This is a genomic window from Shinella sp. HY16, from assembly GCF_028534175.1.
GTDB lineage: Bacteria > Pseudomonadota > Alphaproteobacteria > Rhizobiales > Rhizobiaceae > Shinella.
Genome location: NZ_JAHYXL010000001.1, coordinates 3,629,396 through 3,652,651 on the forward strand (window position 1 = coordinate 3,629,396; position 23,256 = coordinate 3,652,651).

10 protein-coding genes and 1 riboswitch are annotated in these 23,256 nt (G+C 63.7%); of the genes, 4 read left to right on the forward strand and 6 right to left on the reverse strand.

From position 1 onward, the window contains the following. Window positions 1–49: 49 nt before the first annotated feature. Entirely contained in the window at window positions 50–424 is a 375-nt protein-coding gene (locus K0P03_RS17865; RefSeq protein ID WP_023516198.1) for a DUF2794 domain-containing protein, read from the forward strand. A 4-nt stretch (window positions 425–428) separates the two neighbouring features. On the opposite strand, the gene K0P03_RS17870 is transcribed toward K0P03_RS17865, so the two are convergent. The 3 genes from K0P03_RS17870 to K0P03_RS17880 all read right to left on the reverse strand — a co-directional run bounded on the left by K0P03_RS17870 (window position 429) and on the right by K0P03_RS17880 (window position 5,538). Further along, window positions 429–980 (reverse strand): GNAT family N-acetyltransferase, encoded by a 552-nt coding sequence (locus tag K0P03_RS17870; RefSeq protein ID WP_023516199.1) that lies wholly within the window; start codon window positions 978–980, stop codon window positions 429–431. 141 nt (window positions 981–1,121) lie between these two features. Continuing rightward, the gene (gene pyc, locus K0P03_RS17875) at window positions 1,122–4,580 is read right to left on the reverse strand and encodes a pyruvate carboxylase (RefSeq protein WP_272790242.1); all 3,459 of its coding nucleotides are present in this window, start codon (window positions 4,578–4,580) and stop codon (window positions 1,122–1,124) included. Window positions 4,581–4,797: 217 nt separating this feature from the next. Then, window positions 4,798–5,538: a LuxR family transcriptional regulator gene (locus K0P03_RS17880; RefSeq protein ID WP_272790243.1), complete on the reverse strand. Its 741-nt coding sequence runs from the start codon at window positions 5,536–5,538 to the stop codon at window positions 4,798–4,800. A 301-nt stretch (window positions 5,539–5,839) separates the two neighbouring features. Between K0P03_RS17880 and K0P03_RS17885 the strand changes: the two genes are divergently transcribed. Next, window positions 5,840–7,597, forward strand: coding sequence for a glucan ABC transporter ATP-binding protein/ permease (locus tag K0P03_RS17885; protein ID WP_024271351.1), 1,758 nt, complete (start codon window positions 5,840–5,842; stop codon window positions 7,595–7,597). A gap of 7 nt (window positions 7,598–7,604) precedes the next feature. Here K0P03_RS17885 and K0P03_RS17890 read toward each other — a convergent pair whose 3' ends face one another. Both K0P03_RS17890 and K0P03_RS17895 read right to left on the reverse strand, forming a co-directional pair. Next, window positions 7,605–8,774: an OpgC family protein gene (locus K0P03_RS17890; RefSeq protein WP_272790244.1), complete on the reverse strand. Its 1,170-nt coding sequence runs from the start codon at window positions 8,772–8,774 to the stop codon at window positions 7,605–7,607. Window positions 8,775–8,799: 25 nt separating this feature from the next. Next, window positions 8,800–17,301 (reverse strand): GH36-type glycosyl hydrolase domain-containing protein, encoded by an 8,502-nt coding sequence (locus K0P03_RS17895; RefSeq protein ID WP_272790245.1) that lies wholly within the window; start codon window positions 17,299–17,301, stop codon window positions 8,800–8,802. A gap of 441 nt (window positions 17,302–17,742) precedes the next feature. After that, window positions 17,743–17,959, forward strand: a riboswitch (cobalamin riboswitch). A 100-nt stretch (window positions 17,960–18,059) separates the two neighbouring features. On the opposite strand from K0P03_RS17895, the gene K0P03_RS17900 reads away from it, so the two are divergent. Together K0P03_RS17900 and metH are read left to right on the forward strand one after the other, a co-directional pair. Next, complete coding sequence (locus tag K0P03_RS17900; protein ID WP_023514825.1) at window positions 18,060–18,269, forward strand: hypothetical protein; 210 nt, start codon at window positions 18,060–18,062, stop codon at window positions 18,267–18,269. Window positions 18,270–18,352: 83 nt separating this feature from the next. Next, complete coding sequence (gene metH / locus K0P03_RS17905; protein WP_272790246.1) at window positions 18,353–22,144, forward strand: methionine synthase; 3,792 nt, start codon at window positions 18,353–18,355, stop codon at window positions 22,142–22,144. 6 nt (window positions 22,145–22,150) lie between these two features. Here metH and K0P03_RS17910 read toward each other — a convergent pair whose 3' ends face one another. After that, entirely contained in the window at window positions 22,151–23,185 is a 1,035-nt protein-coding gene (locus tag K0P03_RS17910) for a YeiH family protein (RefSeq protein ID WP_272790247.1), read from the reverse strand. Window positions 23,186–23,256 lie beyond the last annotated feature (71 nt).

Below are 23,256 nucleotides of genomic sequence, written 5' to 3' on the forward strand. Positions count from 1 at the left end.
GCTCAGGCACACTGTCATCGAGCCGTCATGCACCAAGCGCGGAGATTCGATGACCGACCAGCCGGATTTGCAGGCTTCCAACGTCGTGGTCGACCTGCTGGACTATCGAAACGGCAGGGACCCGCTGCCGGTGACCTTCCATCGACGCGAGCTCGACGCAATCCTCTGGGTCTACGGCCGCATGGTCGGCGAGGGAGAGTGGCGGGATTATGCCATCGACCATCTGCGCGACAGGGCGGTGTTCTCTGTCTTCAAGCGTTCCGGCGAAATGCCGCTCTACCGCATCGAGAAGAACCCCAAGCTCGCTGCCAAGCAGGGTGCCTACAGCGTCATCAACACGCACGGCACCATCCTGAAGCGCGGCCATGAGCTGAAACAGGTGCTGAAGGTCTTCGACAAGGTGCTCCGTCTCGTCGAGACGTGAAGCCTTACGCCATCGTTCCCGGAAAAACCGCCGCCGAGGGCTCGGTTTGCGCACCGTCGCCGAGCGCGCGCTGCATGAAGACCGTGTCGAGCCAGCGCCCGTGCTTGAAGCCGGTTGCCGTCATGTGACCGCTATGCACGAAACCCGCCGCGCTGTGCACGGCGATGGAGGCGGGGTGCGCCCCACCGATGACCGCCACCATCTGCCGGAAGCCGAGCTCCGTGCAGCGGCGGATCAGTTCGGCCAGCAGCGCCTTGCCGACGCCCTTGCCGCGTGCTTCCGGCGCCAGATAGACCGAATCCTCGACCAGCCAGCGATAGGCCGGCCGCGTGCGGAAGGCCGACGCATAGGCATAACCGAGGATGAGGCCGGTCTGCTCCACCGCAACGATGTAGGGATAGCCCCTGTCGGTGATCGCCTTGAATCGAACTTCCATCTCGTCGAGCGACGGCGGGTCGATCTCGTAGCTCGCCACCCCGTTCAGCACGGATTCGCGGTAGATTTCGGTGAAGGCGGAAATATCGCCGAGGGCGGCGGTGCGGATGACGAAGCTCATGGAAGCCTCAAGGTCTCGAAGGCGATTTCAGAAAAAGCGAGCGCCGGTTTTGCGTCCGAAACGGCCTGAAAACAAGAGAAGGATGTGGAATGGAGCGCCCATCCCACATCCTTTCTCGATTTTACATCCTCACACCGCCGGTCAGGCGCCGTAGACGATCAAAAGGTCCTTGGCATCGATCTGGTCGCCGGCGCGCACCAGAACCTCGGAAATCGTGCCGTCCTTTTCCGCATGCAGCGCCGTTTCCATCTTCATCGCCTCGATGGAGAGCAGCACGTCACCGGCCTTGACCGACTGACCGGCCGAAACCGAGACCGTCGAGATGACGCCGGGCATCGGCGCGCCGAGGTGTGCGGCATTGGCGGTATCGGCCTTGCGGCGCACGGCCGAGGTGGCGGCGCGGTTGCGATCCGGCACCTTGATGAGGCGCGGCTGGCCGTTCAGCTCGAAGAACACCTTGACCATGCCCTGCGCGTCCGGCTCGCTCCTCGCCTGGTGCAGAATGACGAGGGACTTGCCCTTCTCGATTTCCGGCTGGAGCTCCTCACCCGGCGCAAGCCCGTAGAAATAGGCCGGCGTCGGCAGCACGCTGACCGGACCGTACATGTCGGCGGCCGTTGCGTAGTCGGTGAAGACCTTCGGATACATCAGATAGGAGGCGAACTCGAAATCGTCGACCTTGCGCTCCAGCTTGTCTTCGATCGCCTTGCGCTCGGCATCGAGATCGGCGGCCGGCAGCAGCGAGCCGGGCACGGCCGTATAGGCCGCCTCGCCCTTCAACGCCTTCTTCTGGAGGCCTGCCGGCCAGCCGCCCGGGGGCTGGCCGAGGTCGCCCTTCAGCATGGAGACGACGGAATCCGGGAAGGCGATGTCTTTTGCCGGGTTTTCCACGTCGGCCACGGTGAGATCCTGGCTGACCATCATCAGCGCCATGTCGCCGACCACCTTGGACGACGGCGTCACCTTGACGATGTCGCCGAACATCTGGTTGGCGTCGGCATAGGCCTGGGCGACACGGTGCCACTTGGTCTCGAGGCCGAGCGAGCGCGCCTGTTCCTTGAGATTGGTGAACTGGCCGCCCGGCATCTCGTGCAGGTAGACTTCCGAGGCCGGCCCCTTGAGGTCGCTTTCAAAGGCAGCGTACTGGAAGCGGACGGCCTCCCAGTAGAAGGAAATGCGACGGATCCATTCCGGATCAAGGCCCGGATCCCGTTCGGACCCCTTCAACGCCTCGACGATCGAGCCGAGGCAAGGCTGGGACGTGTTGCCGGACAGTGCGTCCATCGCCGCATCCACCACGTCGGCACCGGCTTCGACGGCCGCAAGCACGGTCGCGGCCGCGATACCCGACGTGTCGTGGGTATGGAAATGGATCGGCAGGTCCGTTGCCTCGCGCAGCGCCTTGAAGAGCACGCGCGCGGCCGCCGGCTTCAGGAGACCGGCCATATCCTTGACCGCGATCATATGAGCGCCGGCCTTTTCGAGATCGCTCGCAAGGGCCGTGTAGTATTTCAGGTCGTATTTCGGGCGGGCGGAATTGAGAAGGTCGCCGGTATAGCAGATCGCCGCCTCGCAGATGCGGTTCTCCTCCGCCACCGCGTCCATCGACACACGCATGTTGTCGACCCAGTTGAGGCAGTCGAAGACGCGGAAAACGTCGATGCCGCCCTTCGCCGCCTGACGGACGAAGTATTTGACGACATTGTCGGGATAGTTCTTGTAGCCGACGCCGTTCGCTCCGCGCAGCAGCATCTGGAGCAGCAGGTTCGGCGCGTCCTCGCGGATGCGGGCGAGGCGATCCCACGGGTCTTCCGTCAGGAAGCGCATGGAGACGTCGAAAGTGGCGCCACCCCAACATTCCAGCGAGAAGAGCTGCGGCAACGCCCGCGCATAGGTACCGGCGACACGCGCGATGTCGTGGGTGCGCATGCGGGTGGCCAGCAGCGACTGATGACCATCGCGCATGGTCGTATCGGTGAGGAAGACCTGGTTCTGCGCGCGCACCCATTCGGCAAACTTCTTCGGCCCGAGCTCGTCGAGCTTCTGCTTGGTGCCGGCAGGGATATCGCCCTCGATGAAGGGCACGACGGGCTTGGCGACATCGGCCGGCGGCTTCGGACGGCCCTTGGCTTCCGGGTGGCCGTTGACGGTGACGTCGGCGAGATAGGTGAGCAGTTTCGTCGCGCGGTCCTGGCGCTTCACCTGCTGGAAGAGCTCCGGCGTCGTGTCGATGAAGCGGGTCGTATAGCTGTTGTCACGGAATTTCTCGTGGCCGATTATCGCCTCGAGGAAGGTGAGATTGGTGGCGACACCGCGGATGCGGAACTCGCGCAGCGCGCGGTCCATGCGGGTGATGGCCTCCAACGGCCCCGGCGCCCAGGCCGTGACCTTGACGAGCAGCGGATCGTAGAAGCGGGTGATGACCGCACCCGGATAGGCCGTGCCGCCGTCCAGACGGATGCCGAAGCCGGAGGCCGAGCGGTAGCCGGTGATGCGGCCATAGTCGGGAATGAAGTTCTGTTCCGGGTCTTCCGTGGTGATGCGGCACTGCAGCGCATGCCCATTGAGGCGGATGTCTTCCTGCTTGGGAACGCCGGATTCCGGCGTGCCGATCGCCTCGCCGTCGAGGATGTGAATCTGCGCCTTGACGATGTCGATGCCAGTCACGACCTCCGTGACGGTGTGCTCGACCTGGATGCGCGGGTTCACCTCGATGAAGTAGAACTTTCCGGTATCGACATCCATCAGGTACTCGACCGTGCCGGCGCCGACATAGTTGGTCGCCCGGGCGATCTTCAGCGAATAGTCGGCCAGTTCCTGGCGCTGCGCCTGGGAAAGGTAGGGCGCAGGCGCCCGCTCGACGACCTTCTGGTTACGGCGCTGGATGGAGCAGTCACGCTCGAAGAGATGCACGACATTGCCGTGGGTGTCGCCGAGGATCTGGCTTTCGACGTGACGAGCGCGCTCGACGAGCTTTTCAAGATAGACCTCGTCCTTGCCGAAGGCGGCCTTGGCCTCGCGCTTGGCTTCCGTCACCTCGCGGATCAGGTCCTTCGGGTCGCGAATGGCGCGCATGCCGCGTCCGCCGCCGCCCCAGGAGGCCTTGAGCATGACGGGATAGCCGATTTCGGCGGCCAGACGGTGGATTTCCGTCTCGTCATCCGGCAGCGGATCGGTGGCGGGCACGACGGGTACGCCGACGGAAAGGGCGAGATTGCGCGCCGCGACCTTGTTGCCGAGCTGGCGCATCGTATCGGGCCGCGGGCCGATGAAAGTGATGCCGGCAGCATCGCACGCATCGACGAATTCCGGGCTTTCCGACAGAAGGCCGTAGCCGGGATGGATGGCATCCGCGCCGGAAAGCCTGGCGACGCGGATCACCTCGTCGATCGACAGGTAGCTCTCGATGGGGCCGAGATCCCGCGAAAGATGCGAGCCGCGGCCGATCTGGTAGCTTTCGTCCGCCTTGAAGCGATGCAGCGCCAGTTTATCCTCTTCCGCCCATATCGCGACCGTTTTGAGCCCCAGTTCATTGGCCGCGCGGAACACGCGAATGGCGATTTCAGAACGGTTGGCGACAAGGATCTTGGAAATGGGCAAGTCGGACTCCTCAATGACTTGGAAGCGGGAAATGCTGCACCCGCGAAGAGAATTATTAGCGGGTAATTTTCAAAGTTCAATTTTGGAGTCGCCATCCGGCGAAAGATTTGCGGCGGAGAGCGCAATTTCTGCAAAGACAGGCCGGTGCCGGCGCAAGGCTCTTGCGCAGATCAATGGGGATACGGCGTTTTCGTAAAGCGCGGTTCGCCACGAAGGCTCAGGAGACGAGCCCCAGCCGGAAGGCAATGGCGATGGCATGGTGCCGGTTGCGCGCACCGAGCTTTTCCTGGATGCCGTTCATGTACCAGTCCACCGTATGGCTGGATATGCCGAGAACACGGCCGATGTCGTGGGAGGTCATGCCTTCGGCAAGCAGGCTGAGCGCCTCCATTTCGCGGCGCGTCAATTCCACATCCACCACCGCCGAAAGACGGGCGGCAGCGTCCGGATCGGCGGCATGGATGAGCTTCCAGTAGAGCCGTCGCGCGATGCTGTCGAACAGCCCGACCTCCACGCTCTCCAGATCGATCGGCTTGCCGCCGAGGCTGAGGCTGCCGAGAAGCCCCCGGCGGCCGTGAACGGGGAAGACGTAGCCATCCTCCAGCCCATTCTGGCGCGCATCCACCATCATGCGCTCCATGCGCTTGCGATGCGGGCTGAGGCGGAAAGCACCGAGCGTGTCGCGCCAGCGGAAACCTGCCTGTGCATGGCCGAGATAACGCACCGTCGGATCGACCTGCATATAGCGCTTGCGCATATAGGTTTCCGGCCAGCCCTTGGGCCAGTGGCCGGCAAGCAAGAGGCTCGGCGGATCCTCCACCAGCTTCGGCGCCTGGAGAAGCCCGTAGTAATCGAACCCATACAACTTGATGAGACGTTCGAACTCGGCCGTGGTTTCCTCCCGGCCGCGCAACTCGTCGATCAGTGCAAGAAACTGCACCAGCAAGTTGATCTTCATGTGCCCCGCGCTTGAATAGCTTTGTTAAGCAACTGATAAAGCTGAACCCGGCCGCAATCGACCCAAGCGCCCCATTCATTGTCCCCATCTGACAGATGGCAGGAAGGCGGCGGGAAAATCAATCGCTTTGCATGCATGGCAGACCTGAAATCGCATAATCACGCAAGATTTCACCCGAGTCATGAAATTTGCTTGACTGGGAAGAACTTTTGCCTCTTCCGCTGATTAATACGCTGAGCCAAGGGACAGAAGGTGCCAACGCTGCACCGCACAACAGGTATCGCCGGAAAGGCCCGCATTCGTGTCTTTGTTTCAGGTCTATGCAAGAGCCCTCAGCTATCTCGGGGTCTACAAGCTCCGCGTCGGCTCGGTCGTCGCCGCCAACATCGTGCTCGCGGTGATCGCCATTGCCGAGCCGATCCTGTTTGGCCGCATCATCGATGCCATTTCCACCAAGGGCGACGTGACGCCCATGCTGCTCCTGTGGGCTGGTTTCGGCCTGTTCAACACGATCGCCTTCGTGCTCGTTGCGCGCGAGGCCGACAGGCTGGCGCATGGCCGGCGGGCGAGCCTGCTGACGGAAGCCTTCGGCCGCATCATCTCCATGCCGCTCGCCTGGCATAGCCAGCGCGGCACCTCGAATGCGCTTCACACCCTGCTGCGCGCCTGCGAAACGCTGTTCGGCCTCTGGCTCGAATTCATGCGTACACACCTTGCCACCGCCGTCGCGCTCGTCCTGCTCATTCCCACGGCATTTGTGATGGACTACCGCCTCTCGCTGGTGCTCGTGGTGCTCGGCGTGCTCTATGTCATCATCGGCAAGGTCGTGATGAACCGCACCCGCGAGGGCCAGGCTTCGGTCGAAAACCATTATCACACCGTCTTCTCCCATGTGTCGGATTCGATCAGCAACGTCTCGGTCGTGCATAGCTACAACCGAATCGAGGCCGAAACGCGGGAGTTGAAGCGTTTTGCCGAGCGACTGATCAATGCGCAGTATCCGGTGCTCGACTGGTGGGCACTCGCCAGCGCCCTCAACCGCATCGCCTCGACGATCTCGATGATGACGATCCTCGTCATCGGCACGGTGCTCGTGCAGCGGGGCGAGATCAAGGTGGGCGACGTCATTGCCTTCATCGGCTTCGCCGGCCTGCTGATCGGTCGCCTCGACCAGATGAAGGCCTTCGCCACGCAGATCTTCGAAGCGCGTGCGAAGCTGGAAGACTTCTTTTCGCTGGAGGACGCCGTCAAGGAGCGCGAGGAACCGACCGGCGCGGGCGATCTCGGCGACGTCAAGGGCAAGGTCGAGTACCGCAACATCAGCTTTGACTTCGCCAACGCCACCCAGGGTGTCAACGACGTCTCCTTCACGGTGGAGGCCGGCCAGACCGTCGCCATCGTCGGCCCGACGGGTGCCGGCAAGACGACGCTGGTCAACCTGCTGCAGCGCGTCTACGAGCCGAAGTCCGGCCAGATCCTCATCGACGGTGTCGACATCTCGACGGTGACACGCAAATCGCTGCGCCGCTCGATCGCCACCGTGTTCCAGGATGCGGGCCTGCTCAACCGCTCGATCTCCGACAATATCCGCCTCGGGCGCGAAGGCGCCACACAGGAAGAAATCGAGGCGGCGGCGGCGGCGGCGGCGGCAGGCGATTTCATCACCTCACGCCAGAGCGGCTACGAGACCCATGTCGGCGAGCGCGGAAACCGCCTTTCGGGTGGCGAGCGCCAGCGCATCGCGATTGCCCGTGCAATCCTGAAGAACGCACCGATCCTTGTGCTCGACGAGGCGACCAGTGCGCTCGACGTAGAGACGGAGGCGCGCGTCAAGGCGGCCATCGATTCCCTGCGCCGCAACCGCACGACCTTCATCATCGCGCACCGCCTGTCGACGGTCCGCGAAGCCGATCTCGTCGTCTTCATGGATCACGGCAAGATCGCCGAAATGGGGACGTTCGACGACCTCAGCCAGAGCAACGGCCGCTTCGCCGCCCTGCTGCGCGCCAGCGGCATCCTGACGGATGACGACGTGCGCAAGAGCCACACGGCCGCCTGAACCGCCGTCATCGCTTCGGCGTATCGCTTTTGACCGGCAGGGCCTTCAGGCCCTGCCGTTTCGCATTCTGGGCGATGACGGCGGCCTGCCAGTCGAGGTACCGCGCATAGGCGAAATGCAACGCAATGCCGACGATGGCATAGAGCGTGCCGAGGATCGGGTTCTTGCCCGTGACGAACATCATCACCTGTCCCACCATGGCGAGGATCGTGCCGAAAATGAAGACGGCGAGCGAATGCCGTCCGACCGCGACAAGCGGGTGGGAGAGCGGCAGCGCCGCCCAGTTCGAGAGGGCGGGGATGACCGCCAACAGATAGGCCCCTGCCAGCACATGGAGAAGGCGGGTCGTTGAAAGAAAGGTCTTGTCGAAGCCGGTGAGCACGGCAGGCAAGCCATAGGAAAAGTCGATGTTCCACCAAGAGAACACGACCCAGACGAACGAGACGGCGAGATAGGTCGCCGAGAGCGCCATCATGACCGGATTGCGCGAAAAACCCTTCTTCTTCACGCGCAGCACGCCGACAAAACCGATGACGAAGAGGAACTGCCAGGACAGCGGATTGAGGAACCAGTAGCCGTCGTCGAGAAAATTCGACGGCGCGATCTGCCAGATGCCCGCACAGAGCCAGAGCGTGCCGGAGACGGCGAGCAGCAGGTAGGCGCTGCGCTGGTAGAGCCAGAGAAATCCCGGCAGCATCAGGAAGACCACGGCATACATGGAGAGGATGTTGTTGTAGCCGAACTGGTGGCCGAGCAGCACCATGCTGACGACGCCCTGCTCCGTGCGGTCGACGACGGCACGCAGGTTGATCTCCGACAGGAGATCCGGCCGGCTGAACCACAGCGCCCCGCCGGCAAAGATGGCGAAAGTGATGACGCTCATCATGATATGGGCGACATAGAGCGTGAGGGCGCGGCGCAAGATGCGCAGCGTCACCGCCAGCCGTTCGCCGATGGCGAAGCGCGATCCATAGGCAAGGCCGACCGACATGCCCGATATCAGCACGAAGGCTTCCGCCGAATCGGAAAAGCCGAAATTCTTGTGCGTCAGGTGCTCCAGATACTGGCCGGGAACGTGATTGACGAAGATCGTCAGGAGGGCGAGGGCCCTGAAAACATCGAGGCGCGTGTCGCGTTGCCGCGGCACGACGCCCGTCGGTCCTTGTCTGTCTGTCATGATACTCTGATCCACATGGCGTGAATCAGAGCAAATAACCCTCGTTTGAAGATTTGATGACAGAGCCGTTCACAGTTGTTTGCCATCCCCCGTCACCGCCACGCTCGACGCGGATCGACAGTTTCCTGCCGTCAAGATCGAGCGTCGCCTCATAGCCGTCCCACGAGGCCGGCAGCACCGGATTGACGAAAAGACGGCCACCTTCCTTGCGGATCCCCAGAATGCCTTCCACCGCGGCGCGGTAGAGCCAGCCGGCCGAGCCCGTATACCAGGTCCAGCCGCCACGCCCCGTGCGCTCACCTTCGCCGTAGACGTCGGCGGCGACGACGTAGGGTTCCACGCGATAGAGCTCGGCGGCTTCGGGCGTCAGCGCGTGGTTGACGGGGTTGAGGATGTTGAAGCAGGCCCAGGCATCCTCCGCCCGGCCGAGGCGGGCAAGCGCCAGCACGACCCAGGTCGAGGCATGGGTATACTGCCCACCATTTTCCCGCACGCCCGGCGGATAGGCCTTGATGTAGCCCGGATCCTGCGGCGTCTCGACAAAGGGCGGCGTGAACAGGCGGATGATTCCGTTCTCCCGGTCAACCAGCTCGGCCATGACTGCATCCATCGCCTGCCGCGAACGCGCCACATCACCGACACCGGACAGGACGCTCCAGCTCTGCGCGATGGAATCGATCCGGCATTCGGCGCTTTCGGCCGAACCGAGCGGCGTGCCGTCATCGAAGTAGCCGCGGCGGTAGTAGCCTCCGTCCCAGCCCGTGGTTTCCAGCACGACCTTGAGGCGGCCGAGATGCTCCTGCCACTGGTCCGCGCGCGGTTGGTCGCCACGCTCGCGGGCGACCGGAATGAAGCCCGAGAGCGTGCCGGCCAGGAACCAGCCGAGCCAGACGCTCGTGCCCCGGCCCGCCTCGCCGACGCGGTTCATGCCGTCGTTCCAGTCACCGCCGAGGATGAGCGGCAAGCCGTTCTCTCCAGTGCGACGAAGCGCAAGATCGAGCGCACGGGCGCAATGTTCGTAGAGGGATGCCTCTTCCCCCGAGCATTCCGGCGTGTAGAAGGCATCGTGCTGGCCCTCGGCGAGCGAAGCGCCCTGGATGAAGGCCAGCGTCTCATCGAGAATCCCGCGGTCGCCGGTGGTGCGGCAGTAATACTCCACCGCATGGGCGAGCCACACCACGTCGTCGGAAATCATGGTGCGCACACCGGCACCGCTGTCGGGCAGCCACCAGTGCTGCACGTCACCTTCGACGAACTGGCGCGCTGCCGCATTGAGGATCTGGCGGCGGGCCAGTTCCGGCCGGTGAAGCACAAAGGCCAGTGTATCCTGCAGCTGGTCGCGGAAGCCGTAGGCGCCGCTCGCCTGATAGAAGGCCGACCGGGCCTGGATACGGCAACCGAGCGCCTGATAGGGCAGCCAGTCGTTGACCATCCGGTCGAGCGCCGCATCCGGCGTCTTGACCTGCAGCGTTCCGGTGAAATCGCTCCAGTAGGCACGGACGGTGGCCATGACCGCGTCGAAATCAGCCGAGCGGCTCTTTTCGGCAAGCGCCCTGGCACCGTCGGCATCGGCCGTATCGCCGAGCACGAAGAGCAGTTCACGCTTTTCGCCGGGCTTCAGCACGATCTCGACCGCGAGCGCCGCGCAGGGATCGCCAATGCCCTCGGCCGAACCCGACAGCGCCAGCCCCGCCACGACCGCACCCGGCAGCACGATATCGCCGCCACGGCCGATGAACTCGCGACGCTTGGCGGTGAAGCCTGCGACCGGCGCATCGACGGCGAAGAAGCTGGTTCTTCCCGCAAAATCGAAGCTGTAGGGATTGGTGGCAAAGAGCGCACCGCTCTCCTCGTCCTGACTGGTCAGGACAAAAGGCGCGGTCTTCGCCGGGTTGTTGCCGAGCACCCATTCGACATAGCCATAGACCGTCAGGCTGCGCTCCGTCTCACCGGTGTTCTTGAGGGCGAGACGGGAATATTTGACCGGCTCTTCCGGATCGACCGTCTGCACGAGATCGAGTTCGATACCGTCCTCCCAGCTGCGGAAGGCGGAATAGCCGAGGCCATGCCAGGTTTCGAACTTGACCGACTTCTTGCGCGACAGGGCGGCAAACGGCGTGGTGACCGTGCCGCGGTCGTTGTCCCGTATGTAGAAAGCCTCGCCCGGGCGGTTGATCACAGGATCGTTCGTCCAGTGCGTCAGCTGGAAATCGCGCGAATTGCGGCTCCAGGTGTAGCTCGCGCCTTCTGCAGAAACATGGAAGCCGAAATGCTGGTTGGCGATGACGTTGATCCACGGCTGAGGCGTCGCCTCGCCGCCGCGAAGGCGCACGGCATATTCCCGGCGCTCCTCGTTGAAACCGCCGAAACCGTTCCAGAAGGTCAGGCCCTTGCCGTCGATCTCCACCGGTTCATCGGCGACCGGGGCGGGCAGTTTCGGCACCGGCGCCGGCGTTGCTTCCGCCTTCGCCTCTTCCTCGCCGCGCGGTGTCGAGAAGAGGGCGACCGTGCGGGCGATCTGGTCGGAAAGCGTGCCGTTGCGGGCGTGGAAGACGGCGCGGGCCGTCGCCAGCAGCGCCTGCCAGGTGGTGACGTCCATCAGGTCGCGGCGCACCGTGAAGACATGCTGGCGCGCACCGTCGGACTGGCTGCGGATGCGCAGGTTCTCGCACATATGGTCGAGCGTGTGCTGCATGTCCTGCGCATAGGAGGCGGCGCGCTCGTTGAGGATGACGAGATCCGCGACGACGCCGCGATGACGCAGGTAATCCTGCGCGCGCAGCGCCTCGCGGGCGACTTCCACGTCGATCTCGTCGTTGATGCGCAGCACGAAGATCGGGAAGTCGCCCGAGATCGCCAGCGGCCAGAGCGCTGACTGGGCGGTGAGGCCGTTCTCGATCGTGCCGGTGTCGGCCCTGAGATGCATGTCCGGATAGGTGAGGTAACGGCCGAGCATCTGGAAGCTCGCCGCTTCCTGCGAGGTGACGCCGACATGGCGCATATGCACCTGCGAGCGCGTCCAGGCATGGATCATTTCGTGGTTGAAACTGTCCGGGTGACGGTAGCGGTCGATGGCGGCATCCACCTCCGCGCGGCTCGGGGCCGCAACGGTCCAGAAGATGACCTTGACCTTCTTGCCCGCCGGCACGCGCACCACGCGGCGCAGCGCCATCACCGGATCGAGCGTAAAGCCGTCCGTGCCGGAAAGCTGCGCGCCCGGCTCGAAGGCGGCGGCCGTCGTCAGCGAGCGGCCGCGGCCGATGAAGCGGCGGCGGTCGGTCTCGACCTCGGTGCGGCGCGAGGGACCGGCATTGTCCACGATGAGATGGGCGATGGACATGTCCGGTTCGTTCGGATTGCGCTTCTGCCGCTCGGCACGGATGACGTCGCCGCGCTTGCCGATCTCCGTCTTGATGAACATTTTCGAGAACATCGGATGGGCGTTATCGGCCTCGTCCGTCGAGATGACGGGCTCCATATAGGACGTCACTTCGATGAAGCGGTCTTCCGGCCCGGTGTTGAGCAGCGTCAGGCGGCGACCTTCGGCGTCGTGCTCGGTGGCGACGATGCACTCGACCTCGCTGGTCAGCGTGCCGACGGTCTTGATGAATTCCGCCTTGTCGTCGCCGAACTGGGTTTTCGTGACCTCACCCTCGATGCGCTTCGGCTCAGCGGTAGCGGACCACCACTCATTCGTCGCGGTATCGCGCAGGAAGAGGAAGGAACCCCAGCGGTCCTCGGTCGGATCAGGCTTCCAGCGCGTGACGGACTGGCCGTTCCAGCGCGAATAGCCGGCACCGGTGGCCGTCAGCATGACGGCATAGTGGCCGTTCGACAGGAAGACGGTCTCGCGCTCCTTGGAGAAGGGCTCCTTGATGATGCGGATTTCCGGGCGCAGCAAATCGGCCTGCGTGCTGCCGACGGTTTCCGGCTCGCGCTTGGCATTGATAACAGGAATGTCGCGCGGCGCCTTTTCCTGCAGCAGCAGTTCGGCCGCCTCGATGACAGGGTCGGCGTGGAAGCGTTCGCGCAGCGCACCGTTGAAGACGACGTTGGCGACGGCGGCGATCGACATGCCGTGATGGTGCGCCATGTAGTTCTTCACCACGGCACAGGTTTTTCCTTCGGGCACGCGGGTCGGCGTAAAGTCGACGGCATCGTGGAAGCCGTAAACGCCGAGCGCGCCGAGTTTGCGCAGGCGTTCGAGGTTTTCCAGCGCCGCCGTCGGGGCATATTGCGTCGCCAGCAGCGAGGCATAGGGCGCGATGACGGCATTCTGGCCGAGGCCGCGCTTCAGGCCGAGCGTCGGCACGCCGAAATTGGTGTACTGGTAGGTCAGCTCGTGGTCGCGGGCGTTGAAGGCCGCTTCCGAAATGCCCCAGGGCGTGCCGAGACGGCGGCCATGGTTCATCTGTTCGACGACGACGAGATTGTTCGTCTGATTGAGGATGCCGCCCTGGCGCTCCTGCATGACGAGCGGCGGCATCAGATATTCGAACATCGAGCCGGACCAGGAGACCAGCGCCCCGCGCGAGCCGACCGGCACGACCGGACGGCCGAGCTTGTACCAGTGCTCGGTGGGAAGGTCCCCCTTGGCGATGGCGAAGAGGCTGGTGAGGCGCGCTTCGGAAGCGAGCAGGTCGTAGCAGGCCTCGTCGAGTTCGTTGGTCTCGACGCGGTAGCCGATCGACAACAGGCGGCGCTCCGGCCGGAAGAGGAAGCCGAAATCCATCGTGAAGGCGATGTCGCGCGAGCGGTCGCGCAGCACGATGAGGCGTTCGCGCAGGCCCTCGATGCTGCCGAGGTCGAAAACGCTGTCGGCGATATGCGCCTCGCAGGTCGAGACCAGCGCGCCGGCCCATTTGGCAAGCTCGCCGCTCTCAGCCGATTTGATCTCGTGGTCGAGGTTGACGATCAGCTTGTTGACGTCGCGCGCCAGCACCGAGAGGTTGATGACGCGGATGGAGGCGAACTCATGCTCGCGCTTGACTGCGGCAAGCGCATTCTGGAAGCCGGCGATACGCTCCTCGATGAGGCGACGCAGCGGACGCACGGTCTTCCGGTCATCCGGCAGGTCCTTCAGCGTCTCGGAGAGGATCGAGGCAACGTCGCCGATGCCGTCAAGGCTGCCCTGGAGATGTGCCGAGGGGGCTTCGGCCCATTCGCGGCACATAGAGGAGATGGCGATGAGGTGACCCGCGAGGTTGCCGCTGTCGACCGCCGAAACGTAGCGCGGTCCCAGCGTTTCCAGCGTGTTGGTGCGATACCAGTTGTAGAGGTGGCCGCGATATTTCGGCATGCCGTCGATGGTGGCGATCGTCTGTTCAAGGCGGCGGACCGTTTCCTCGAAGCTGATCCAGCCAAAATCGCGCGCGGAGATGACCGAGAGCAGATAGACGCCGATATTGGTCGGCGAGGTGCGCTCGGCGAGCACCGGTTGCGGCGTCTCCTGGAAATTGTCCGGCGGCAGGTAATGCTGTTCGGCCGTGACGAACTCTTCGAAGTAGCGCCAGGTGCGACGGGCGATCTTGCGCAGCTCCGTTGCAACATAATCGGAAACGACGAGCTGGTCCTCGGTCTCGGCTGTCTGGCTGACATACCAGGCGATCATGGGCGACAGAGCCCAGACGAGCGCAAAGGGTATGCCGATGTAAGGAAGGCCCGTATCCGAAATCATGGCAAGCGCCACGGAAAGGGCGGCAAGCGCCGGAGCCTGCCACATCGACTTGTAATGGGCGAGAATACCGCCGCGCGCCGCGCTGTCGGCCTGCGCGGCCGTGCGCCATTCCAGCATCAGCTTGCGGCTGACCAGCGTGCGATAGAGCGAACGCACGATGGCATCAGCCATCAGCGCCGCCGAATGGGCGATGAAGACGATACGCAGCGCCACCTGTGCGTTGGCCGCCCGGATGTCGGAGATCACGCGATGCACGTGCGCGCGGGCGACAATGTCGTTGCGGCGCGGCATGACGCCTGAAATCAGCGAGAGCGTGGGGGCGACGAAAAGCAGGAAGATCAGCACGAGCTGCCAGATCAGCGCCTGGCGCGGCTCCATGTAGTACCAGCCCATCACGGAGGCGACGAGCCAGCCGATCGGGATGAGGCTGCGGCGCAGGTTGTCGTACATCTTCCAGCGACCGAGCATGGAAATGCCGCTCGACGGGCCGAAAATATACGGCAGCAGCTGCCAGTCGCCACGCGCCCAGCGATGCTGGCGCGAGGTCTCGACGCCGTAGCGCGTCGGGAAATCTTCGACCAGCTCGACATCCGTCACCAGCGCGCAATGCGCCAAGGAGCCTTCGAGCAGGTCGTGGCTGAGCACCGAGTTTTCCTCGATGCGGCCCTTCACCGCCGCCTCGAAGGCATCGACATGGTAGAGGCCCTTGCCGGTGAACGTGCCTTCGCCGGCGAAATCCTGGTAGACGTCGGAGACCGTGAAGACGTAGGGGTCGATGCCGCGGTCGGCGGAGAAGATGCGCTGGAAGGTCGAGGCTTCCTTGCCCGTCGTCAGGGACGGCGTGACGCGCGGCTGCAAAATGCTGTAGCCGGCGGTGACTTCGTTCTTTTCCGTGTCGATGACCGGACGGTTGATCGGGTGGTGCAGCTTGCCGACGAGCTTGGTCACCGCATCGCGCATCAGGCGCGTGTCGGAATCGAGCGTCATGACGTATTTCACGTCCGCCGGCACGATGTTGGCGCCCGGCAGGAAGGTCGTGTCGCCGTCACCCCGCAGAAGGAGGTTCAGCTCGTGCAGCTTGCCGCGCTTGCGCTCCCAGCCCATCCAGCACCCCTCGGACGGGTTGAACAGGCGGCGGCGGTGCAGGAGATAAAAGCGCGTGCGGCCGTCATAGGCATAGCGCGCTGAAAGCATCGCGATCTCGCGCTTGGCATAATCGAGCACGTCGAGATCGGCGGGGGATTCCTCCGCCTGGCTGTCCGCCCAGTCGCTGAGCAGCGAGAAATAGATCTCGCCGCGCGGATTGGCGAGATAGTGGACTTCGAGATTGCGCACCAGTTCGTCGACATGGTCGCGCTTGGAGATCAGACACGGCACGACGACGAGCGTGCGCGCATCCTCGGGAATCCCGTCCTTGAACTCGTAGCCGACAAGGCGCGACGGCGTGACGAAGAAGGTGACAAGCGTGTTGAACAGGCCCGTCGCCCCTTCGGACGCCGGCAGCGCGAAAAGCACCAGCATGATCAGCCATGCGCCGTCGGGAATGTCGAGCTGATCGAGGAAATAATAGACCGCGATCATCGCCAGCAGCGTCAGGATGATATTGGGTCCGGCAATGGCGAACCAGTCGAGCTTGCGGCCGAAACGCACGATGCGCTGGACGATCGACGGCCGGTAGCCGATGCGCTTTTCGAGCAGCTTCCGCTTCTTACCCACGAGGAAGGCGGCGACATTGGCCTCGTAGTCGAGGTCCTCGACATGCGCCGCGGCGTCTTCCGCGGTCATCGCCAGTGCCGTCTCGGTCACCTCAAGCTCGGTCTTGCCGGATCTGCGGGCGAAGCGCTCGATCGTGTTGCGGTACTTGTTGCGCGAGCCGAAATCGAGGTCGCTGTAGTCGGACCCCTGGCGCAGCGCCTCGTCGAGGCGGCTGACGCTTTCGAACCAGACCGGCCACTCGGTATCGTCCACCGAGCGCAGGCTCTTGATGAGCGAACTCATCGTGACGTTGCCGGAGGAGAGGCGGTTGTTCTCCGCGACGATCAGTTCTTCGAGGTCGCTGCCGCGGCTCTCGATCTTGCGCTCCAGCCACTGGATCACCGCGCCGGAGGCCTGGAGGCCATCGCGCAGGCGATAAAGCAGCTGGATGACGAACGTATTGTCCTCGATGAAGCTTTCCAGCGACTGGAGATGCGCGATGGACTTTTCCGGATCGTTGAGGCGGATCAGCTCATCGGCCACCTCGTTGGCCTTGAAACGCATCTTGCGCGAACGCTCGACGCGGCTCGAAATGCGGCGGAGGTTTTCAAGCAGCACGAAGCGGATGAAGGAGGGCAGCGCCCAGAGCTCGCCGATCTTCAACGCGTCGATCTTCTGGAAGCCCTGAACAAAAGCCGTCAGCCCCTCATGCGAGACGCCGCTATGGGTGTGCGCGACATAGAGCCAGGCAAGCGCCAGCGTGCGCGGCATCACCTGCCCTTCGATCTCGATGGTCGGAAGCTGGCGATAGAAGCGGCGCGGAAAATCGCGTCGCACTTCCTGGATCGCCTCTTCTACGACGTAGTAGTTGTCGAGCAGCCATTCGGCCGCCGGCGTGATCTGCGCACCGGCTTCGACATCCTTGGCCGTGGCGCGATAGACGCGGAAGATTTCCTTCTCGTTTTCCTTGTGCCGGGCGCGGAATTCGAAAGGGTGGAAGCCGGGCAGCGCCGCGGTCTTGTCGCGCGCCAGCGCTTCACCGCAATCGGCGAGCTCCTCCAGCGACAGATAGGTGGCGCGGATCGAATCGTTATAATCGATCTGCTTGGCGTCGGCGTCGCGCGAAGGGGCTTGCGGCGTATTGTGAAGGGGCATGTTTCTGATTCTGGATCCGGCCATATGGAACCATCCGGCGACGGCCTTTGCGCCGAACGGTTTTTTGCGGGCAGGTTTCATCTCGGTGCCGCGATCAGCCATGTGACCAAACAGCGCCCGGACGGCGCGATTGGAATGGACATGGCTCAAGCGACACGCTGGTTGGCATCCTGGCCGCGTGGTGCATGAAAACGGCATTTTTTAGCCGTAAGGACAGAGACTTGCAACATGTCAACATGACCGGATGGCGCAGCATCGACCCTCATCTGCGGTTTTGGTGAATCGTGCGCCCCTCGCAGGAGGCGAGCGGACGCAAGGAGCAGGAGAATGGCAAATGGATGCGGCAGGAAAAAGTTCCCGCCCGCCCATCTGGCTGCCCGCCAAGCTGTGTCCAAACCGCCGAACGGAGCCTTGCACCATTGACTCGGTGCCGGCGCCAAGCCAGTTTGACGCCGTCAGGGTCTTCCGAGTCGATTGGCTCGGAGGCTAAGAGGGAAGCCGGTGCGATGCTCCGAAAGGAGCACCAAGACCGGCGCTGCCCCCGCAACTGTGAACGGCGAGCTGCTGTCGCTCCATGCCACTGGTGGATTTCACCGGGAAGGCGAGACAAACGCGATGACCCGCAAGCCAGGAGACCTGCCCTGACAGTCGTAACGTCCATGGGCGGGGTGTCCCAGTGGTGCGCTTGCTTGTCGCCTCCGGGCGAAGTTCCAGCAGCGTGCGTCCGGTCATCCCCCAATTTTCCGATTGGGGAAGAAATGCTTGCCATCACCGACAATGGTTTCGCCGGGAAACCGGAATCCATCTTCATCTCCTGGCTGCTCTGGCAGCCGCACGGCGCCGACCTTGCCGTCGAGGCGCTGAAGGAGGTCCAGAAACTCTCGCGCTATGAAAAGGTCGATCCCGACATCGCCAGACTGAAGGCGCTGTTCGCCTCCCTGGCCGGGTCGAATCGACCGATGCACTGACTGATAAGGCATAAAGACATATTGACATAAAGATATCTTTATGTGATTTCCGGTGCAGGATTATTGCACCGGAGGGCTTTGCCGTGGCCGAATCGCACCTGGACACCCTGTTCGGACCTGAACTGCCGCCACGCGATGGGCGCGAGATTCTCGCTGCCCTTCAGGCCGCCGCACGCGAGCGCATCCTGGTGCTCGACGGCGCCATGGGCACGGAAATCCAGACGCTGAAGCTGGTGGAAGAGGATTTCCGCGGCGATCGCTTCGACGACTGCGCATGTCACCAGCAGGGCAACAATGACCTCCTGACACTGACCCAGCCCGGCGCGATCGAGGACATCCACTATCGCTACGCGTTGGCCGGCGCGGATATTCTCGAAACCAACACCTTCTCCTCCACGACCATCGCCCAGGCCGATTACGGCATGGAGGACATGGTCTATGAACTGAACCGTGACGGCGCCCGCCTTGCCCGCCGCGCCGGCCTCAGGGCCACCGAAAAGGACGGCCGCCGCCGCTTCGTCGCCGGCGCACTCGGCCCGACGAACCGCACGGCCTCCATCTCGCCTGACGTCAACAATCCCGGCTACCGCGCCGTCACCTTCGACGACCTCAAGCGCGCCTATGCGGACCAGCTGCGCGGCCTCATCGACGGCGGCACCGACATCATCCTGATCGAGACGATCTTCGACACGCTGAACGCCAAGGCGGCGATCTTCGCCACCCGCGAAGTCTTCGAGGAAAAGAGCATCGAGCTGCCCGTCATGATCTCGGGCACGATCACCGACCTCTCGGGCCGCACGCTGTCCGGTCAGACGCCGGAGGCCTTCTGGAACTCGGTACGCCACGCCGATCCCTTCTCCATCGGCCTCAACTGCGCACTCGGTGCCAACGCCATGCGCGCCCATCTCGCGGAGATCTCCTCCGTCGCGCAAACCTTCGTCTGCGCCTATCCCAATGCCGGCCTGCCGAACGCCTTCGGCAAATATGACGAGACGCCGGAGGAAATGGCCGCCCAGATCGAGGGCTTCATGCGCGATGGCCTCGTCAACATCGTCGGCGGCTGCTGCGGCTCGACGCCGGACCATATCCGCGCCATCGCGGCGGCCGCCGCACGCCACGCACCGCGCGCAATCCCCGACATCCCGCGCCACATGCGTCTCTCAGGCCTCGAGCCCTTCACGCTGACCGAGGCTATCCCCTTCGTGAATGTCGGCGAGCGCACCAACGTCACGGGCTCGGCGAAATTCCGCAAGCTGATCACCGCGGGTGACTATGCCGCGGCGCTCGATGTCGCGCGCGACCAGGTGGCGAACGGCGCGCAGGTCATCGACATCAACATGGACGAGGGCCTGATCGATTCCGCCAAGGCCATGACGGAATATGTGAACCTCATCGCCGCAGAACCTGACATCGCCCGTGTTCCGCTGATGATCGACAGTTCGAAATGGGAGGTGATCGAGGCAGGCCTGAAATGCGTGCAGGGCAAGCCGCTGGTCAATTCCATCTCGCTGAAGGAGGGCGAAGAGGCCTTCCTTCACCATGCCAAGCTCGTGCGCGCCTATGGCGCCGCCGTCGTCGTCATGGCCTTCGACGAGAAGGGCCAGGCCGACACGAAGGCACGCAAGGTGGAAATCTGCACCCGCGCCTACAAGCTGCTCACCGACGTCGCAGGCCTTGCACCCGAGGATATCGTCTTCGACCCGAACATCTTCGCCGTCGCGACGGGCATCGAGGAGCACGACAATTACGGCGTCGACTTCATCGAGGCGACGGCAGAGATCACAGCAACACTGCCGCATGCCCACATTTCCGGCGGCGTCTCCAACCTCTCCTTCTCCTTCCGCGGCAACGAGCCTGTGCGCGAGGCGATGCACGCCGTCTTCCTCTACCACGCCATCCAGGCGGGCATGGACATGGGCATCGTCAATGCCGGCCAGCTCGCCGTCTACGACACGATCGAGCCGGACCTGCGCGAGGCCTGCGAGGACGTTGTGCTGAACCGCATGCCGAAGACCGGCGGCACCGCTACCGAACGCCTTCTGGAGATTGCCGAGCGCTTCAAGGGCGCTGCCGGCAAGGAAGCCAAGGAGCGTGACCTCGCCTGGCGCGACTGGGTGGTCGAAAAGCGCCTCGAACACGCGCTCGTCAACGGTATTACCGAATTCGTCGAGATCGATACGGAAGAGGCTCGTCAGAACGCCGAGCGCCCGCTGCACGTCATCGAAGGCCCGCTGATGGCCGGCATGAACGTCGTCGGCGACCTCTTCGGCGCGGGGAAGATGTTCCTGCCGCAGGTGGTGAAATCCGCCCGCGTGATGAAACAGGCCGTCGCCGTGCTGCTGCCCTACATGGAGGCCGAAAAGCTCGCCAATGGCGGCAGCGGCGAGCGCCAGAGCGCCGGCAAAATCCTGATGGCGACCGTCAAGGGCGACGTGCACGATATCGGCAAGAACATCGTCGGCGTCGTGCTCGCCTGCAACAATTACGAGATCATCGACCTCGGCGTCATGGTGCCGGCAACGAAGATTCTTGAGACGGCAAAGGCCGAAAAGGTCGACATCATCGGCCTCTCCGGCCTCATCACCCCCTCGCTCGACGAGATGGTGCATGTTGCGACCGAAATGGAGCGCGAAGGCTTCGACATCCCCCTCCTCATCGGCGGGGCGACGACGAGCCGCGTGCACACGGCGGTGAAGATCTATCCGCGCTACGACCGCGGCCAAACCGTCTACGTCACCGATGCCAGCCGCGCCGTCGGCGTGGTCGGCAGCCTGCTGTCGGATGACATGAAACCCGGTTATGTCGAGACGCTGAAGGCTGAATACCGCAAGGTCGCGGATGCCCACGCCCGCAGCGAGGCCGAAAAACAGCGCCTGCCGCTCGCCAAGGCCCGTGAAAATGCCTTCAAGGCTGATTGGTCTGCCTACCGGCCGAAGACGCCGTCCTTCCTCGGCACGCGCGTCTGGCAGGACTGGGACCTCGCGGATCTCGCCCGCTATATCGACTGGACCCCCTTCTTCCAGACCTGGGAGCTGAAGGGTGTCTATCCAAAAATCCTCGACGACGAGAAACAGGGCCCCGCCGCCCGCCAGCTCTTTGCCGATGCGCAGGCGATGCTGGAAAAGATCATCACCGAAAAATGGTTCACGCCGAAAGCCGTCGTCGGCTTCTGGCCGGCCGGAACCGTGGGCGACGACATCCGCCTCTTCACCGACGAGGCGCGAAACAAGGACCTCGCCACCTTCTTCACACTGCGCCAGCAGCTTTCGAAACGCGACGGACGGCCGAATGTCGCCCTTTCCGATTTCGTGGCGCCTGTCGACAGTGGCAAGCCGGATTATCTCGGCGGCTTCGTCGTCACGGCCGGCATCGGGGAGATCGCCATCGCCGAACGTTTCGAGCGGGCGAATGACGACTACAACTCAATCCTCGTCAAGGCGCTGGCCGACCGCTTCGCCGAGGCCTTTGCCGAGCGCATGCATGAGTATGTGCGCAAAGAACTCTGGGCCTATGCGCCGGACGAGACCTTCTCCCCGACCGACCTTATCGGCGAACCCTATGCCGGCATCCGCCCCGCGCCGGGCTATCCCGCCCAGCCGGACCATACGGAGAAGACGGCGCTCTTCCGCCTGCTCGATGCCGAGAAGCAAATCGGTGTCGAACTCACCGAGAGTTTTGCCATGTGGCCCGGCTCCTCCGTCTCCGGCCTCTACATCGCCTCGCCGGAAAGCTACTATTTCGGCGTCGCCAAGGTGGAGCGGGACCAGGTGGAGGACTATGCCCGCCGCAAGGGCATGACCGTCATGGAAGTGGAGCGCTGGCTCGGCCCGGTACTCAACTACGTGCCAGTGACCGCGCGGGAAAACGCGGCCTGAGTTTCCTCAGGCCGTCGCAAGGTTCAAGAACACGACCATGCCATAGCTCACGGCGACCAGCACGCCGAGCGACAGGACGACCGCGGCCGTCACCCGCGGGCCGGCCCGCATCACGCGCCTGAGGTCGATGCCGAGGCCGAGGGCGGCCATGGAGAGGATGGTCAGTACGGTCGCGGCGCGCGCCATGCCTTCGGCAAGCCCCGCATCGATCAGGCCGAAACTGCGCGCAGCGAGCATGGCGAGGAAGCCAAGGATGAACCATGGCACCAGCCGGTGCAGCGCCGGGCGACGACCGCTCTCCTTACCTGCTGCAAGCGACAGGAAGAAGATCACCGGCCCCAGCATCAACACGCGCACGAGCTTGACGAAGGTGCCGATCTGGATGCTGAGCGCGGAGACCGGGGCGGTGGCGGCCAGCACCTGCGGCACCGCATAGACCGTCATGCCCGCCATCACGCCGTAGCCCGTCGCCGAAAGGCCGAGCAATGGCACCAGCACCGGCAGCAGCAGCACCGTGACCATGCCGAGAACGGCGGTGAAGGCGATGGAGGAAGCGACGTCCTCCGCATCGGCGCGGATGACCGGCGCCGTCGCGGCGATGGCAGAGTTGCCGCAGATCGAATTGCCGCAGGCAACCAGCAGCGCAACAGAGCGGGAGAGGCCGAGGCCGCGCCCGATGGCATAGCTTGCAAGGAGAACGACGCCCACCACCGCCGCGATCGCCCCGATCAGCAGCCAGCCCATGCCGGCAATTGCCATGGCGCTGACGCCCGCACCGAGAAGCACGATCGCAATTTCAAGGAAGTACTTCGCGGAAAAGGCGATGCCGGGATCGAACACCGCCGGCCGTTTCAGCAGCAGGCGGCAGACGGCACCGATCAGGATCGCCAACACCAACGCCTCGATCCACGCCCCGCCCGACAGGTGCATTTCCAGCCGCTCGGCGAGCACGGCGAGGCCCGACACGAAGCCTGAGAGCAATACCCCGGGCAAAAGTACACGAATTCCAACGAATGATGATTTATTAGGCGAATTTTCCATGCGCGGACGATGCGCTTGAAAACCTGTTCGATCCATCGGTAAATATCGGACATTTCATTCGACTGGATCGA